The 16,358-nt window shown below is 73.7% G+C and carries 15 protein-coding genes; 7 read left to right on the top strand and 8 right to left on the bottom strand.

Annotated elements, in window-relative coordinates:
* Positions 1-142 precede the first annotated feature (142 nt).
* From ACFWTC_RS29630 to ACFWTC_RS29615, 4 genes are all read right to left on the bottom strand, one after another.
* Positions 143-628 carry a MarR family winged helix-turn-helix transcriptional regulator gene (locus tag ACFWTC_RS29630; protein WP_384028856.1) on the bottom strand — a complete coding sequence of 162 codons (486 nt, stop codon included), beginning with the start codon at positions 626-628 and terminating at the stop codon, positions 143-145.
* A 263-nt stretch (positions 629-891) separates the two neighbouring features.
* Positions 892-1,635: a hypothetical protein gene (locus tag ACFWTC_RS29625; protein WP_383925139.1), complete on the bottom strand. Its 744-nt coding sequence runs from the start codon at positions 1,633-1,635 to the stop codon at positions 892-894.
* A 33-nt stretch (positions 1,636-1,668) separates the two neighbouring features.
* Complete coding sequence (locus tag ACFWTC_RS29620) at positions 1,669-3,372, bottom strand: nitrate- and nitrite sensing domain-containing protein (RefSeq protein ID WP_384028854.1); 1,704 nt, start codon at positions 3,370-3,372, stop codon at positions 1,669-1,671.
* Between the two features lie 114 nt (positions 3,373-3,486).
* Positions 3,487-4,809, bottom strand: coding sequence for an NAD(P)-binding domain-containing protein (locus ACFWTC_RS29615; protein ID WP_383925145.1), 1,323 nt, complete (start codon positions 4,807-4,809; stop codon positions 3,487-3,489).
* A 257-nt stretch (positions 4,810-5,066) separates the two neighbouring features.
* Between ACFWTC_RS29615 and ACFWTC_RS29610 the strand changes: the two genes are divergently transcribed.
* The 7 genes from ACFWTC_RS29610 (at position 5,067) to ACFWTC_RS29580 (ending at position 13,642) form a co-directional block, all read left to right on the top strand.
* Positions 5,067-6,932, top strand: a complete 1,866-nt coding sequence (locus ACFWTC_RS29610) for an FAD-dependent oxidoreductase (RefSeq protein WP_384028852.1) — start codon at positions 5,067-5,069, stop codon at positions 6,930-6,932.
* Positions 6,913-7,560, top strand: coding sequence for an acetoacetate decarboxylase family protein (locus tag ACFWTC_RS29605; RefSeq protein WP_384028850.1), 648 nt, complete (start codon positions 6,913-6,915; stop codon positions 7,558-7,560). The genes ACFWTC_RS29610 and ACFWTC_RS29605 overlap by 20 nt, the downstream gene beginning before the upstream one ends.
* 62 nt (positions 7,561-7,622) lie before the next feature.
* The gene (locus ACFWTC_RS29600; protein ID WP_384028848.1) at positions 7,623-9,419 is read left to right on the top strand and encodes an AMP-dependent synthetase/ligase; all 1,797 of its coding nucleotides are present in this window, start codon (positions 7,623-7,625) and stop codon (positions 9,417-9,419) included.
* On the top strand, positions 9,416-10,042 hold the full coding sequence (locus tag ACFWTC_RS29595) for a hypothetical protein (RefSeq protein WP_383927090.1): 627 nt from the start codon (positions 9,416-9,418) through the stop codon (positions 10,040-10,042). The genes ACFWTC_RS29600 and ACFWTC_RS29595 overlap by 4 nt, the downstream gene beginning before the upstream one ends.
* A gap of 126 nt (positions 10,043-10,168) precedes the next feature.
* The gene (locus ACFWTC_RS29590) at positions 10,169-11,104 is read left to right on the top strand and encodes an alpha/beta hydrolase family protein (protein WP_384028846.1); all 936 of its coding nucleotides are present in this window, start codon (positions 10,169-10,171) and stop codon (positions 11,102-11,104) included.
* Positions 11,105-11,141: 37 nt separating this feature from the next.
* Positions 11,142-12,536, top strand: a complete 1,395-nt coding sequence (locus tag ACFWTC_RS29585; protein ID WP_384028844.1) for an MFS transporter — start codon at positions 11,142-11,144, stop codon at positions 12,534-12,536.
* Between the two features lie 137 nt (positions 12,537-12,673).
* A complete protein-coding gene (locus ACFWTC_RS29580; protein ID WP_384028842.1) occupies positions 12,674-13,642 on the top strand; it encodes a hypothetical protein in 969 nt (322 codons plus the stop codon).
* 104 nt (positions 13,643-13,746) lie between these two features.
* On the opposite strand, the gene ACFWTC_RS29575 is transcribed toward ACFWTC_RS29580, so the two are convergent.
* The 4 genes from ACFWTC_RS29575 to ACFWTC_RS29560 all read right to left on the bottom strand — a co-directional run bounded on the left by ACFWTC_RS29575 (position 13,747) and on the right by ACFWTC_RS29560 (position 16,327).
* Positions 13,747-13,905 (bottom strand): hypothetical protein, encoded by a 159-nt coding sequence (locus ACFWTC_RS29575; RefSeq protein WP_384028840.1) that lies wholly within the window; start codon positions 13,903-13,905, stop codon positions 13,747-13,749.
* A gap of 145 nt (positions 13,906-14,050) precedes the next feature.
* Complete coding sequence (locus tag ACFWTC_RS29570) at positions 14,051-15,451, bottom strand: aldehyde dehydrogenase family protein (RefSeq protein ID WP_384028838.1); 1,401 nt, start codon at positions 15,449-15,451, stop codon at positions 14,051-14,053.
* Positions 15,448-15,618, bottom strand: coding sequence for a hypothetical protein (locus ACFWTC_RS29565; RefSeq protein ID WP_384028836.1), 171 nt, complete (start codon positions 15,616-15,618; stop codon positions 15,448-15,450). Before ACFWTC_RS29565 ends, ACFWTC_RS29570 begins: the two co-directional genes overlap by 4 nt.
* A complete protein-coding gene (locus ACFWTC_RS29560) occupies positions 15,602-16,327 on the bottom strand; it encodes an FG-GAP repeat domain-containing protein (protein WP_384028834.1) in 726 nt (241 codons plus the stop codon). Before ACFWTC_RS29560 ends, ACFWTC_RS29565 begins: the two co-directional genes overlap by 17 nt.
* Positions 16,328-16,358: the final 31 nt, after the last annotated feature.

Raw genomic sequence — 16,358 nt, 5'->3', positions numbered from 1 at the left:
CGACGAGCAGAACCCCTGACCGGAGCCGTGGAACCCGGCGCCCACCCGACGCGACAGCCGGGCCACCAACCTGCCCATCACCCGCCCGACAACCCGAAACGGGCCGCCGGAAAATCCGACGACCCGTCACGAAAGATCGAGGTTAGTCTGCGGGGCCCGAAGGATAGTCCATGCGCTCCATGGGTGTTCGGCGGCGTGTGCGTGCGAGCTGCTCGTTCATTTCACTCAGGAACCTAACGACGATGTGCAACTCCTCGGTGCTGAAGGGCGCGCGTGCCGCATCGGTGGACATGGCAAGCTGCCGGAGGTACTCGCGTGCAGCCTCCCGGCCGGCTTGCTCGTGATGGACGTGCACCTTACGCCGGTCGTCGGGCGCTCTGACCCTGCGGATGTGGCCGGCCTCCTCCAGCCGGTCCAGGCACGCCGTCATCGCACCGGATGTTAGGTTCATGTCCGCGGCCAGCCGCCCGGGCGTCATGGGGCAGAAGTCCTGATCACGGCTGGCATCGAGTATGGCGATCAGGACCTGGACGTCGGTCACGTTGAGTTCCTGTGCGTGGGCGAACTCCTGAGCGATCCGTTTGAACTCCGCGTTCATCACGCGAAGCAGATCGGTGAAGGACTGCATCCCAATCTGGTCCTCGCACGCAGATTCGAGAGGGGTTCGATACTGTGCATCCTCGCGGGATCTCTCCGTCATTGAGATGCTCACTCCTCAAGTCAGCGGACCTTGCGGAACAGTGCGGAGCGCGCGGCTTCTGCACCACACTGCCCGAGCGGCAGGCATGCTGCTGCGGGTAGGTGCCCCGTGGTTGGCCGCACATCGCTCTGCGCTGTCGGCGGCGACACGTGAGCCTGCCCGCTTCAGGGATTCGACCAGATCAGCGCAGTTCAGAATTCCCTGAGCAGGCGCCCTGAACCCGAAATGCGGTCCGTGAGGCCGTGCTCGCGCAGGGCATGCCAGAGCGTCGCCGCGTTGATCGCGATGACTGGCTTTCCGAGCTCGGCCTCCAGCATGTCGGCCTGGGACATGAAGGAGAGGTTCGTGCCCACTTGGACGATGGCCTCGACGGAGGGGTCGTCCAGCGCGGTGACCATGTCCAGGATGCGATCGGGGCCGACCCGGGCGATGTCCGTCGCAGTCGGGCAGCGCAACCCCGAGATGGCGGCCACGTCGAATCCGGATTCGGTGAAGAATCGGCCTACCTCTTGGTCGGCGACCGGCTGGTACGGGGAGAAGACCGCCACGCGCCGGCATCCGAGTGCTCGCAGAGCGGCCCGGCAGGAGCTCGCCCCGGTCGTCACCGGCAGGCCGGTGCGCTCGCGCAGCCGGCGTTCGAAGGCGGCGTTGCCAGCGACGCCGCCCCAGAAGGTCTCCGCCGACATGCCCATCACCATCCGATCGGGCTCAGCCGTCAGGACGTCGCGGACCGCCGTGTCGATGGACGCCCTGATCTGGACGAGCAGGGCCTCGAAGTCCCGGTCGTTCCGCATGGCCGGGTCCGCGATGTGCATGGAGCCGGCCCGGTAGGCGACACCGGGAACGCGCGCACCCCAGTAGTCGTGCTCGACGACTGTGTTGGTGCTTGGAACGATGACCCCGAACACGGCGCGCGCGCCCACCACGTTGGTCATGTCGGATGCTCCGATCAGGTCGTTGTCCGGTGTTTAGCGGGAGTGGCGAATGAGGCGGAGTTCGACGTGAATGGCGTGGTGCTCGGCCAGCCGGGCCACCACGTACAGCCCCATCCTGCGTGCCACCGAACCGTCCAGCGGAGGCGGCGCTGCCAGCCGCGTGTTGTGGCGGTCGAGCTCCTTGCTGGTGAGTCCGAAGCCCAAGTCACTGACCTCGATCAGGGTGCTGCCGTGTGGGAGTTCGGTCGCGCTGACGAGCACGGCGCTCTGCGGGCTGGAGAAGGAGGTCGCATTGTCCAACAGCTCCGCGAGGAGGTGGATGATGTCGTTGGCCGCGTTGCCGGCGATACGCAGGTCGGGCGCACCGAGGATGCGCACGCGCTGGTATTGCTCGACCTCACCCAGAGCCGCGCGCAGCACGTTCTGCAGCGGCACCGGCTCGCCCCAGCCGCTGTTGATGCCCTCCCCGGTCAGGACCAGGAGGTTCTCTCCGTTGCGGCGCATGCGGGTGGCCAGGTGGTCGAGTCGCAGCAGGGCCTGCTCGGAGGCCAGGCGGACGGCTTGGCGTGCCACCGCGTCGAACGCCTGCGCCACCTGGGCGAGATCCCCGCTGCCGTGCACGGGTGTGGCGGCCAGCGGGTCGATTTGGCGGTCCGGTGTCTCGACCAGGCTCTCGATGGCGCGGGGCAGTTGCTGGTGAGCCACCGACAGAGCCGAGTTGCGCAGCGTTCGGATCTCCCTGAGCGCGGTACGCGAGACCCAGCCGACGAGCCCGACGGAGAGGAGCACGACCAGGAGTGTCAGCCACCCCGACCGGATGGCCGTGCCCCGAGCGTCGGCGAGGGCGGCGGCCGTGGCGGTCACGAGGTCCTGGCCGAGTTTATCCTCGACCTTCTGGAGCTGTTCCATCTGCGCGTCGGCGAACCCGTGGAACGCCTGCGGCGTGGTCGCCGACCCGGCGCCGGACGGGGCGCCGGCCAGGACGGTCGTACGGAGCTGGGCCAACCGTTCCATGCCGGCCGCCGAGACCGTCGCCGAAAAGAACTGCGCGTCGGCGGGATCGGCTCCCGCTGCGAACTCGGCGAGCGCGGCCCGCTCAAGGCCCGCCGCGACCTGCACCCGTTCCGCTGCCTGCGTGGCGTCGAGGCGCCCCGCGAGCACCATGGTGATCAGTGAGCGTTGGGTGGACATGGCGGACTTCGCGACCGACACGCAGTACAGGGCCTTGCCTTTGGTGCCGGCCTTCGCATTCAGCACGATCTCGTTGTGCAGCCCGAGCAGCGGAGCGATCAGGTTCTCGTACTGCGTCTGGACGTCCGGCGTGCTCTGAGACGATTCGGCCGTCTTCGCGGTCTGCCCCGAGCCGCCGGGTGAGGATTTCGACGTGCCCTGCGAAGACGGCCCGTTCGGTGCCGCCCTGCCCGCTGCGCTGTCCGCTGCCAGGGCAGCAGCTCCCGCCTCGTCCTGCAGGGCTGCCGTCAGGGCGGCCGCCTGACGGGAGAGGTGAGCGGTCCGGGCCGCATGGGCCGCCCGATCCGCCGCGCCGGCGCTGTCGAGCGTGCGGATCGTGCCCAGGACCGAGAACGCCAGCAGGGGCAGCACCGTGATGGCCACCAAGCGCCAGGTGTAACCCCAGCTCACCGGGCTGATACCGCTCGCGCGCCGCTCGTGGGGCGTCTGCGGGACCGCGTGCTTGCGCTGCCCGGACCGGCGGAGGAAAGGCCAGCGGATCGACAAGGCGGCACTCCTGGCGGCGGGGCCGGGCTGGGGGCACGTTTCGTTGGGTGAAACCCTGTTTCGCAAAGCTAGAGTGGCGGGGGCGGCTCGTCAACTGCTCGCCGATGTCGGCGGTCAGGGCCGGCGCGGAACCGTCCTGCGCGCGCGCTCGTCGCGGAGTTCGCGTAGGTGGCGCAGGGCGTCGACCTGGATGGTGTGGCGGGTGGAGGCGACGTACCGCCGTGCCGTGCGCGCGTGGTAGTCGGCGATCTCGCGGTACATCGCGGCCTGTGAGGGCAGCTCGCACCGCCCTTGGAGCAGATCGGCGACCCAGTGGGACTGGGCCTCGGCCAGCGGCATGATGGCGCCGAGCGGCTGGACCAGGCCGATGAAGTACAGGCCCCGGTGCTCGGGGGAGGCGACGCGGCGGTAGAGGCTCACCGCGTTGTCGGCGGGGTCGATCAGCTCCTTCCCGAGGAAGGGGAAGGCGATGTCGTAGCCCGTGCAGTAGACGACCGCGTCGATCTCCTCCCGGCGCCCGTCCTCGAAGACGGCGCTCCCCCGGTCGAGCGCGGTGATCATGGGGGTGACGGTGATGTCGCCGTGGCCCAGGCGCGAGAGCAGGTCGTCGGAGATGGTGGGGTGCGCACCGAGCACGCCGTGGCGCGGTTCCGGCAGCCCGTACGCGGCCAGCCGGCCGCGGCTGAGTCGCAGCAGCAGGGCCAGCCCGGCGGCCTGCACGGACAGTGGCGCCCGCGCGAGCCAGGACCCGGTGAGGTGGTCGGTGGGGGTGCCGAAGAGGTACTTGGGCAGGATGTGCGCGCCGCGGCGCATGGCCAGGAAGGTGCGGGCAGAGACGCGGGAGGTCTCGACGGCGATGTCGCAGGCGGAGTTGCCGATACCGAGGACCAGGACCCGCGCGCCGGCGAAGGGCTCGGGGGTGCGGTAGTGGTGCGAGTGCGTCTGGGTGCCGGTGAAGGAGTCGGCTCCGGGCGGCGTTGGCTGCGGCATCCGGGGCTTCCAGTGGTGGCCGTTGGCGACGAGGACGGCGTCGTAGGCGCGGCTGGTCGTCGCGCCGTCGTCGCGGTGGCGGGCCGTGACGGTCCATCGGCCGTCGGGCGTCTTCGCGACGCCGGTCACCTCGGTGCGGAAGGCGATGGAGGGTCGCAGGCCGAAGTGGTCGACGAAGGCGTCGAAGTAGCGGGCGATGCGGAAGTGGCTCGGATAGACGGGGCAGTCCGCCGGCATGGGGAAGGACGCGTACTCCATCACCTGGCGGGAGGTGTTGATGTGCAGGGACCGGTAGGCCGATGACATGCCGTTGTCGTTCTCGTAGCGCCAGTTGCCGCCGACCTCGGAACCGCTCTCGTAGCAGTCGTAGGGAATGCCTCGCTCGGCGAGCACCTGGCAGGCGGCGATGCCGGACGATCCGGCTCCGATCACACAGACGCGTTCCATGCGGACCTCCGGTATGACCACGCGGTCATGTGACCGGGTGGTCACAGGTTCATCCCGCATTCCTGTGTTGTCAACCAGCGTGTGGATGGGTGTAGTTGGGGATGCGGGACCCGGAGTGCCGTTGGTGTCGGATTGATTGACAGGGCCCCGGAGGCACCGCACTATGACCGGGCGGTCACATGACCGCCCGGTCGTCCCGCGGAGCGATGCCCCCAGCCGCGGTGTGACCGCCGGTCGGTCGCAGCGCGGGAGCCGTGATGCCCACCTCTTCACCACCGCCCAACACGCCACCGGGGACCGCCGCTGCCGAACCCCCCGTGCCCGACGACGTCGACGTCCTCGTCATCGGCTCCGGCTTCGGCGGCAGCGTCACAGCCCTGCGCCTGGCGGAGAAGGGCTACCGCGTCGCCGTCCTCGAGGCCGGCCGGCGCTTCGCCGACGCGGACTTCCCCCGCACCTCGTGGCGGGTGCGCGACTACCTCTTCGCCCCGCGCCTGGGCTGTCGCGGCATCCTGCGGATGACCCTGCTGGGCCGGGTCCTGGTCCTGTCCGGCGCGGGCGTCGGCGGCGGCTCCCTCGGCTACGCCAACACCCTCTACGATCCGCCGCCCAGGTTCTACGAAGGCACCCACTGGGCGTCCCTCACCGACTGGCGCACCGAACTCGCCCCCTACTACGACCAGGCCCGCCGCATGCTCGGCGTCACCGCCAACCCCCGCTTCACCCCCTCCGACCGGGTCCTGAAGGAGGCTGCCCGCGAGACGGGCTGCGAGCACACCTTTCGCACCACCCCCGTCGGCGTGCACTTCGGGCCACCCGGCACCACCCCCGGATCGACCGTCCCGGACCCCTACTTCGGCGGCGCCGGGCCCGCCCGCGGCGCTTGCCTGCACTGCGGGGCGTGCATGACGGGATGCCGCCACAACGCCAAGAACACCCTGCCCAAGAACTACCTGGGGCTGGCCGAAGCGGCCGGCGCGACCGTCGTCGCCGACCGCACCGTCACCGACGTCCGCCCGGCCGGCCGCGGCCCGTACACACCGGACCCCGCGGCCGGCGCGGCCGGGGTGGCCCCCGCGGTCGGCGCCGGCTGGACGGTCACCTCCCGGCGCACCGGCCGCACCCTGCGCCCCGACGTCCGCACCACCACCGCCCGGCACGTCGTCTTCGCCGCCGGCGCGCTGGGCACCCAGCGCCTGCTCCACCGGCTGCGCGCCACCGGCGCCCTGCCCGGCCTCTCCCCGCGCCTGGGCCACCTCACCCGTACCAACTCCGAGGCCATCCTCGCCGTACGCTCCCGAGACCGCGACGCCGACTTCACACAGGGCGTGGCCATCACCTCATCCGTGCACCTCGACGAGGCCACCCATGTGGAACCCGTTCGCTACGGGCCCGGCAGCAACCTCCTCGCACTGCTCGGCGCGACCCTGACCGACCCCATCCCCGGACGCACGCGGATCATGGCCGGCCTCGCCGCGATGGCCGCGAACGCCCGCACCCTGCCGGCGCTGCACCGCCCGCGCCGCTGGGCCCGCCAGACAGTGGTGCTCCTGGTCATGCAAACCGACGACAACTCCCTCACCACCCTCCTGCGCCGCGGCCCCTTCGGGTCGGCCGGCGCGCGCTTGACGAGCCGGCCCGGGGAGGGCGAGCCCAGCCCCACCTGGATCCCGGCCGGCCACCGCCTGGCGCGCACCGCCGCCCGGCAGAACGACGCACTCGCCTGCGGCACCTGGGGAGACCTGCTCGACATCCCCGCCACCGGGCACCTCATCGGCGGCTGCACCGTCGGCGCGGACGCCGGGCAGGGAGTCGTCGACCCCTACCACCGCGTCCACGGACACCCCGGGCTGCACGTCGTCGACGGCTCCACCATCTCCGCCAACCTGGGTGTGAACCCCTCCCTCACCATCACCGCCCTCGCCGAACGCGCCGCCGCCCTGTGGCCCAACCGCGGCGCCGCCGACCCCCGCCCCCGCCCCGGCGACCCCTACCGCCGGGTGGACCCCGTGGCACCGCGCCGCCCCGCCGTGCCCGCGCACGCCCCCGCCGCGCTGCGGCTCGCCGCCACCGCACCCCGACCTCCCGAAGGGCAGGACCCCGATGCCGACGTACCCGCCTGAGCCCTGGCACCTGGCCGGGCAGATGTACCTCTCCCTGTGGGCCGTACCGCGCGGCGCCCTGCCACCGCTGCCGGCGGGAGTACGGCCGCTCACCGTCGCCGGGCGCGCCCTGACGGGCGCCGCCTGGGTGCGCTACGAGGGCGACAGCGTCCTGCGCTACGACGAGGTCCTCTCCGCCGTCCTGGTCCGCGACGGCCTGCGGCCACGGGTCACCATCACGGACATCTGGGTGGACAGCCCGCCGTCGATGGCCGGCGGCCGCGAACTGTGGGGCATCCCCAAGGAGCTGGCCGACTTCGACCTCGCCACCGGCCGGGACGGCGTCCTGCGGGCCTCCGCCCGGACCGCGTCCGGGGAGCTGGCCGCCGCGTCCTTCCGCGCCCGTACGCGGCTCCCCGGCCGGTGGCCGGTGGCGTACCGCGTCCTCCAGCAGTTGGAGGGACGGCTGGTGACCAGCCCCGTACGCAGCCGCTGCGCGGTCGGCCCTGCCCGGGCGCAGTGGCGGATCCCGCCCGGCAGCCCCCTGCGGGTCCCGGCCGGCCGCCCGCCGCTGCTCAGCCTGACCCTGCACGACTTCCGCCTCACCTTCGGCAGCCCCGCGCCGGCCCCGTCCGCCCGCACGGCCTGAGACGCCGCCGCGGCGGACACCGGCGGGCCCTGCCCGGCGGCCCCCCTTCCCGAGGAGTCCGTATGACGCCCACGCCCGCTCCGCCCGCCACCCTCTGCGAGGCCTTCCAGCGGACCGTCGCCGCCCGGCCGCACGAAGCCGCCCTGCTCACCCTCGAGGGCCCCGCCCTGACCTGGGCCCAGTACGCCGAACGGACCGCCTCCGTCGCCGGCGCGCTGCGCCACCTCGGCGTGCGCGGGGGCGAGCCGGTGGCCCTGATGCTCACCAACCGGCCCGAGTTCCACGTCGCCGACTGCGCCGCCCTGCACCTGGGCGCCGTCCCCTTCTCCCTCTACAACAGCCTGCCCGCCGACCAGATACACGAGCTGCTGGCCAGTACGGCCGCCCGCGTCGTCGTCACCGAACGCCGCTTCCTGCCAGTGCTGCGCGCGGCCCGCGCCGACACCGCCGTCCGCCAGCTGGTGGCCGTCGACGGCCCGGAGGGACCGGCCGCAGACGGCGTGCTCTCCCTCGCGGACGCCGAGGCGAGCGCCCCCGGCCCCCTCGACCTCGCCGCCGCCGCCCGCGAGATCAGCCCCGACGACCTCATCACCCTGATCCACACCTCGGGCACCACGGGCCGCCCCAAAGCCGTCGAGATCACCCACCGCGCCATGATCAGCCAGCTCGCCGGCACCCAGCAGGTACTGGAGGTCACCGGCGAGGACAGCCACATCTCCTTCCTGCCCGCCGCGCACATCGCCGACCGGTGGGGCTCGCACTACACCAACCTGCTCTGCGGTACCCGGCTGACCTGCCTGGACGACCTGTCCCGGCTCGCCGAGGCGCTCATCTCGGTGCGGCCCACCCTCTTCGGAGCCGTGCCCTCCGTCTGGCAGCGCCTGCGCACCGGCCTGGAGGGCGCGCTCGCCGACGCCGACCCGGGGCTGCGCACGCTCGTCGAGGACGCCCTCGCCACCGGCCGCCGCCTCGCCCCGCGCCGATGGGCGGAAGGCGCGCTCACCCCGGCCGAGCGGGCGGAGCTCGACGCGGCCGACGGCATCCTCGCCGAACTGCGCCGCCGCGTCGGGCTCGACCGCGCCCGGGTCTGCATCACCGGGGCCGCGCCGGCGCCCGAGGGCCTCCAGGAGTTCTTCCACGCCCTCGGCCTGCCCCTCACCGACGCCTGGGGCATGTCCGAACTCAGCGGCATCGCCCTCATCGCCCCGCCCGGCGGACCGCGGGTCGGCACCGTGGGCCGGCCCGTGCCCGGCGCCGAGATCGCTCTCGCCGACGACGGCGAACTCCTCGTGCGGGCGCCCTTCCTGATGCGCGGCTACCGCGGCGAGCCCGAACTCACCGCCCGGGCCGTCGACGCGGAGGGCTGGCTGCACACCGGCGACCTCGCCACCGTGGACGCCGCCGGGGACGTCCGCATCGTCGACCGCAAGAAGGACCTCATCATCAACACCGGGGGCAAGAACATGGCCCCCGCCCGCATCGAGGGCGTCCTCAAGGAGGCCTCGCCGCTGATCGGCCACGCCGTCGTCGTCGGCGACGGGCGGCCCTTCAACGTCGCCCTCCTCGTCCCCGACCGGGAGGCCGTCACCGCCTGGGCGCGGCGCAGGGGCGTCACCTCGGCCGCGCCCTGGGACACCCACGCCGGGGACCTGGCCGCCGCGCTCGCCGAGGCCGTCGCCGACGCCAACACCCGCCTGTCGAGCCCGGAGCGGATCCGGGCGCACGAGGTGGTCACCGAGGAGTGGGCCCCCGGCGGAGCGGAGCTGACCGTGACGCTGAAGGTCCGCCGGGCCGCCGTCACCGGTCGGTACGCCGACCAGGTCGAGGCCCTGTACCGGCGGGCCGGTACGGGCCGGTGATCTCGGCCGCGCTGGCGCTGCTCGCCTTCCTCCAGCTCCTGCTGGCCGCGGCCGCCCGGCGCGCCGGCCCGGCCGGCCGGCTCACCGCGCTCCTCGGCTGCGCCCTGGCGTACGACTCGGCCGTCGTGGCGGCCGGCGTCCTGCTCGGCGAGGGGCGGCTGCTGGAGGCGCTGAGCGCCGGCCGCTTCGTCGTCCACGCTCTGGGCACGCCCCTGGTGGTGCCGTGCGCCGCCCTCGTGCTGCGGTCCGGGCGCGCCGCCCTCGGCGCCGCCTGGGCCGCAGCCGGCGCCCTGGTCGTGCTCGGCGCCGCCACCACCCTGCCGGGGCTGCACCTGCGCCCCCGCACCTGGGCGGACACCCTGCGGTACGCGGACGCCGAGCCGGGCGGCTTCCCGGTGGCCGCCGTCCTCGCGATCGTCGTGCTCCTGGTGATCGGGGTCGCCGCCTGGATCCGGCGGGGGACGCCCTGGATCGCCTTGGGGGCCCTCGCCGTGTTCGCGGCGTCGGCCGCGGCCTTCGCGGCGCCGCCGCTGGGGAACCTGGGGGAGGCGCTGATGCTGGCCGGGCTGGTGGCCGCGGTGCGGGGCGGCCGGGTGCCGGAGCCCGCCGCCACCGGACTCTGATCCGTTGCCCAGGAGCGAACACCGTTCCCCTGAAAGAAACGTCCGCACTCTTGGCGTGTACGCGTCAATGTGCTGAAATGGCGTACGACGTTTCCCTCTCCGATACCCCCACAGGAGGGCACCCCCGTGCTACGCACACTCATGCGCGCCGTCCCGGCCATCATCCTGGCCGTCGCCGCCACCCTGACCGCCCCCACCGCGCTGGCGGCCACCCCCGCCCCCGCTCCCGCCGTCGCGGCCGACCCCGCCGCGCCGGGGGCCTTCCCCGTCGCCTACACGGACCTCACCGTCTCCGCCGCCGGCCGCTCCTACAGCGCTCGCGTCTGGTACCCGGGCAAGAGCGCCGGCGTCAACGCCCCCGTGGCCCAGGGCCTCCACCCCGGCCTCGCTTTCGGGCACGGCTTCTTCCAGGACATCTCCAAGTACGAGAACACCCTGCGCCATTACGCCTCCTGGGGCTTCATCGCCGTGACCCCCAAGTCCCAGGGCGGCATCTCACCCAGCCACAGCGGCTTCGCCGACGACCTGAACGCCGCCCTCACCTGGCTGACCGCGCAGAACTCCACCAGCGGATCCCGCTTCGCCGGCGCCGTCGACACCGGCCGCTACGCCCTGTCCGGCCACTCCATGGGCGGCGGCGCGGCCCTGCTCGCCGCCTCCCGCAACCCGGCCGTCAAGTCCGTCAGCACCCTCGCCGCCGCCGAGACCAACCCCTCGGCCGTCAGCGCCTCCGCCGCCCTCACCATCCCTGCCCAGTACGTCGGCGGCAGCAAGGACACCGTCGCCGGGGTCGAGGGCCACCAGCGCAAGATGTACGCCGCCAAGCCCGCCCCCACCCAGCTGCGCGTCATCACCGGCGGCTTCCACTGCGGCTTCACCGACAGCGGCGGCTTCGGCTGCGACAGCGGCTCGATCGCCCGCGCCGACCAGCAGCGCCTCACCCGCGCGGTGACCACCACCTACCTGCTCTACACGCTCGGCCTGGACACCTCCCTGCGGGACCAGGTGTGGGGCGCCGCCGCACAGAACCTGCCCGGCGTCGTGTACACCGCCAAGCCCTGACCCCGCCGCACCTGACCGACCCGCCCGGAGGAACAGCATGAGCGCACCCGCCCCCCACCGCGAACCGGAAGGGGAGCGGGGCGCGTTCACCGTCTTCCCCGGGCGGCCCCCGGTCACCGTCCGGCGCGGCGCGCCCGCGCCGTTCGGATGGTGGCCGGCGGTCTGCATCGCCCTCGTCGCGGCGATCGACCGCATCGAGTACAACCTCCTCGCCGGCGCCCTGCCCCGGATCCAGGAGGAGTTCGGCTTCGGCGACGCCGCCGGCGGGGCCATCGCAACCGCCGGATCGCTCGCCGCCGTAGTCTTGCTGCTCCCGGCGGGCCGGCTCGCCGACACCGCCCGCCGCACCTGGACCGTCGCCGCCGTCGTGGCGGTCTGGTCGGTGCTGACGGTCGGCACCGGGCTGGCCGGCGGCTACCTCACCCTCTTCGCCGTCCGGATGTTCCTCGGGGCCGCCGGACAGCTCTACAATCCGCCCGCCTCCAGCCTGCTCGCCGACTACTACCCCGGCCCGGGCCGCACCCGCGCCTTCGGGTACGAGCGGATGGCCTACTTCGGCGGCCTGCCCATCGGCGTCATCGCCGGCGGCGCCCTCGCACAGAGCGTGGGCTGGCGCACCGGATTCTTCCTGGTCGCCGTGCCCGGCCTGATCGTCGCCCTGCTCGTCCTGACCCTGCGCGAGCCGGTCCGCGGCACCGGCGACCGCCTCACCCTGTGGTACCGGCGCGAGGGCGGCGGCCCGCCCGCCGCGGAGCCGGACCCGGCGGCCCGCCCCGCCGGCGCTGCCCCGCCGCCCCTGCGCAGTCAGGTGCGCGAGCTGTTGCGGATCCGTACCCTGCGAACGGTCGTCACCGGGCTCAGCATCCTCTTCTTCGGCCTCGGCGGCCTCTTCTACTGGATGCCCTCCTACTACGGCCGGTTCTTCGGCCTCGGCGAGGCGGAGGCCGCCGCCGTGGCGGGCGGCGCCGGGCTGGTCGGCATCGTCGCGGGCATCGTCACCGGCAGCTGGCTCGGCGACCGCGACCGGGGTCCGCGCCGGGGCCGGCGCATCGCCATCGGCGGCGCCGGCCTGCTGTTCGGCACCGTCGCCCTGGCCGGCGCCGTCGCGGTGCCGGTCCTCGCGCCGCAGGCCGTGTGCTTCACCCTCGCCAACTTCGGCTTCGCCGCGGCGCTGGCCAACCTCACCGCCGCGAACGCCGATGTCGTCGCGGCCGAGCGCCGGGGCCTCGGCTTCGCCGTCCTGCAACTCATGGTCACCCTGGGCGGATCGCTCGGCCCCTGGCTCATCGGGCTGGCCTCCGACGCGACGGGATCGCTGCGCTGGGCCTTCGCGGCGGTCCTGGCGCCCCTGCTCGCCGGATCCGTCGTGGTCCTGCGCGGCCGCCGCTCTTACGAGGCCGACGCCGCCGCGGCGGCAAGCCGCTCGGTCTGAGACGGAACGCTCCTTGACGTGCGCGTGCACCGCTCAGTTTACTGGATGAGGAAACAGAGTTTCTTCCAGCGAAACCGCGAACGGCACATGTGAAACGCCCTCGCACGCCGACGACAGCGAACAAGATCGGATCACTGATGGCACACGCCACGCACCCCCACGCACGGCGCAGCGCCGGCCGCGGCATCGCGGCAGGCCTGCTCGGATTCGCCCTGCTGACCGCCGTGGGCACCGCGGGCCCGGCCGCCGCCGAGACCCCGCAGAGCCCCACCCCCGTCCCCACCCTCGCCTACGCGGCCTCCGTCGGGGCCGACGCGGCCGACGTCTACTACCCGGAGTCCGGCAGCCGACTGCCCGTGGTCCTGCTCCAGCAGGGCGCCAACGTCGACAAGAGCCACTACGAGGGATACGCCCGCACCGTCGCGGCGTTCGGCTTCGTCGTGGTCGTCCCCAACCACGTGCGCTCCGTCTTCGGCGTCCCCGGCCTGTGGGCCTCCGCCGACCAGGGCCTGACCACCGTCGCCTGGTCCAAGGCCGAGAACACCCGGGCCGGCAGCCCCCTCGCCGGCCGGCTGGACCCCGCCTCCTTCGCCCTCCTCGGCCACTCCTTCGGCGGCGCAGCCGGCATCGCGACCGTCCAGGGCCAGTGCGCGCCCCCGTTCTGCTTCGGCCTGCCGCCGGGCGCGGTCAAGCCCGCCGAACTCAAGGCGGCCGCCTTCTTCGGCACCAACAACGCCCCGCCCGGCGGCGGTCCGGTCAGCCCGGTGAACAACACCGTGCCGGTCGCCCTGATCCAGGGCTCCGCCGACGGCATCGCAGCCCCCGCGGCCGCGCAGGCCACGTACGAGGCCCTGAAGGGCACGCCGAAGGCGCTCGTCACGGTCGCCGGGGTCAACCACTACGGCGTCACGGGCGTCCAGAACCCGCCCGGCGCCGTCCCGGACCCCTCGGCCCAGACCGCCGGCCAGGTCGAGGGCATCCGTACGTCCGCCCGCTGGTCGGCGCTCTTCCTCAAGGCCGCGCTGGGCGACGCCTTCGCCCGCTCCTACGTCCGCTACTGGGGCGACGCCGCGGACCCCGCGGTCACCGTCCGGCAGGCCTACTGACGCGGCGGAGGGCCGGCGCCGCACGGCGCCGGCCCCCTCCCGCACGGCCGGCGCCGAGGTGGTGTCAGAACACGCCGTTGCCGTTGGCGGCGGACTTGGGGACGTCACGAAGCCGATGAACGCCTCGGGCCGTCCTGGGCGTCCGGGTTGTGCTGCACGTAGACCGGGCCGAAGTGGTCGGCGACGACCTTCTGCGGGTCGCCGCCGAAGGCCGTCTGATAGTGGTCGACGACGACCTGCTTGTTGCGGTCAAGATCCGACATGGGTTCATCCGTTCCGGTTGAGGGTTCCCGGAGGGATGCTGAGAAGGACAAGGGATAGCACCGGGAACCCAGGATTGCTCGACTGGGTGAGCCCTCGCGTCTGGGAGGCTGGTCCCGAGCGGGCGGGACCTTGGTCCCGGCGCCGTCAGCCGCGCCGGTGCCGCAGCCGGATCAGCGCGCGCAGCGCGAGCGGCTTCCACCACGGGGTGCGCAGCCGGGTCAGTCCTGAGCCGGTCAGCTGCGCGCGGCGCACGGTCACGGCCTGCGCGGAGGTGAACTCCATCAGCCCCTCCCGCCCGTGCACCCGCCCGAAGCCGCTCGCCCCGTTGCCGCCGAACGGCAGGCCCGGGATGCCGCCGAAGGTCAGCACGCCGTTCACCGACACCATGCCCGCCCGCAGCCGCCCGGCGACCGACGCGTCCGCCGAGCGGGAGAAGACCGCGGCGCCCAGCGCCTGCGGGACGGCGTTGGCGAGCGCGACGCCCTCGTCCAGGTCCCGCACCAGCCGTACCACCACCACCGGCCCGAAGGTCTCCTCCCGCACCGCGGGCCGGTCCTCGGGCACGTCGGCCAGCACGACCGGATCCACCAGCCCTGGCGCCCGGAACGACTCGGGCCCGCCGACGAGGAAGCACCCGCCGTGGGCCGCCGCGTCCTCGACGTGGACGCGCACCACCTTCTCCTGCTCCGGGGTGGTCAGGCGCCCGTAGTGATCGCCGGCGCGCACCGGCGCCAGCTCCGCCGTCAGCGCCCCGAGGAACGCCTCGCCGACCGCCCGGTCCACGTAGATCCGCTCCACGCCCGCGCACGTCTGCCCGGCGTTCGAGAACGCCCCCCACGCGGCCGCCCGCGCCGCCGCCCGTACGTCCGCGTCCGCGGCCACGACCAGCGCGTCGTTGCCCCCGCACTCCAGCACCACCGGGGTGAGGGAGTCGGCGCAGGCGGCCATCACCGCCCGGCCGGTCCGGGTGGAACCGGTGAAGGCCACTTTGTCCACGCCCGCCCGGCACAGCGCCTCTCCGGCCCCGGCCCCGCCGGTCAGCAGCCGCAGGGCGTCCGCCGAGCCGGGGTTCGCCCGGTGGAAGGCGTCCACCAGCGCCCGGCCCGTCTCCGTCGTGTACTCGCTCGGCTTGAACACGGCCGCGTTGCCCGCTGCCAGGACGCCGGCCAGTACGCCGAGCGGGGTCAGGGCCGGGTAGTTCCACGGCCCGATCACACCGACCACCCCCAGGGGCCGGCGCACCACCAGCGCCCGGTGCTCGGCGGAGAGCGCCCCCGGCGACACCCGGCGCGGGCGCAGCGCCCGGCGGGCGTGGCGGGCGGTCCAGGCCAGGTGTTCCAGGCCGACCAGCAGCTCCAGTTCGGCGTCGGCCGCCGGCTTGCCGGTCTCCTCGCGGATCACGGCGGTGACGGCCGCCCGGGAGCGTGCCAGTTCGGCGGCCCACCGGCGTAACCGGCGCTCCCGCTCGCCGAAGGTGAGCGAGCCCCAGTCGGCGGCGGCCTCGCGGGACCGGGCCAGCGTGCGGTCGATGTCCGGTGCGGTCATGCTGGTGTCAACTCCCTTGTCGGCTGGCTGGCTGGCTGGGCGGCGGGCACGGGGAACCCCGGGCGCCGGCCGCCGTGGCCGGCGCCGGTCGCGAGGACGTGGGTGGCGAAGGTGTGGTCGGCCTGCTGCTCCAGCCAGAACAGCCGGTCGTCACCGTCGCCGGACACCGGGAGGTCGATGTCGCGATCCCCGTCCATGTCCCCGCTGCCGAACACACCGGGCGCGGCCTGGCCGGCTCGCCCCCGTGCGGTGATGCCGTTCGAGACGGCGGTCGGCGTCCACGCGGAGCGCGGATCCGCCGGTACGGAGAACCCGACCACCTGCGAGGCCGGTTCGCCCGAGCCCGGCGGGGAACGCCGTGTTGGTGTGGTTGGCGCCCACCCACGTCGTCCGGCCGTCGCCGTAGAGGTTGCGTACCGGCCGCAGCGCGATGGCCCTGCCCTGGGTGGTGTCGATGACGTGCCGTGCGAAGGTGCCCATCGGGTGGTCCGGGCTGGGTGCGGCGGTGCGCTCCAGCCAGACGTACGCGGCTTTGGGCTCGAAGTACTGCGGGGACACGAGGTCCAGATCGCCGTCGGAGTCGATGTCCTCCACGACGGGGAGCAGCGCGCCGCCGCCGGCCGCGACGTCGATCGGCTCGCTGCTGAAGCGCTCGGGCCCGCCGATACCCCGGAAGACCTGGATCCGGGCGTTGGCCGGCGGCCGGCCCTCGATCCGGGTGACGGGCCGGGCGGACTCGCCGACCGTCACCAGGTCTCGCCGCCCGTCGCGGTCCCCGTCGCCGTCGACGTCCGACAGGGCCGGTTCGTTGGGGAAAGGGATCCAGGGCGACTGCGCGACGAGCACGGCCATGGCCGTGCGGATCAGTGCGGGCACGGAGTACCTCATCGTGGGTGGGCAGGTCATG

It is taken from the genome of Streptomyces sp. NPDC058619 (genome assembly GCF_042717785.1).
In the GTDB taxonomy this organism is placed as follows: Bacteria; Actinomycetota; Actinomycetes; order Streptomycetales; family Streptomycetaceae; genus Streptomyces.
This window is presented reverse-complemented; position numbering and strand designations above follow the sequence as displayed.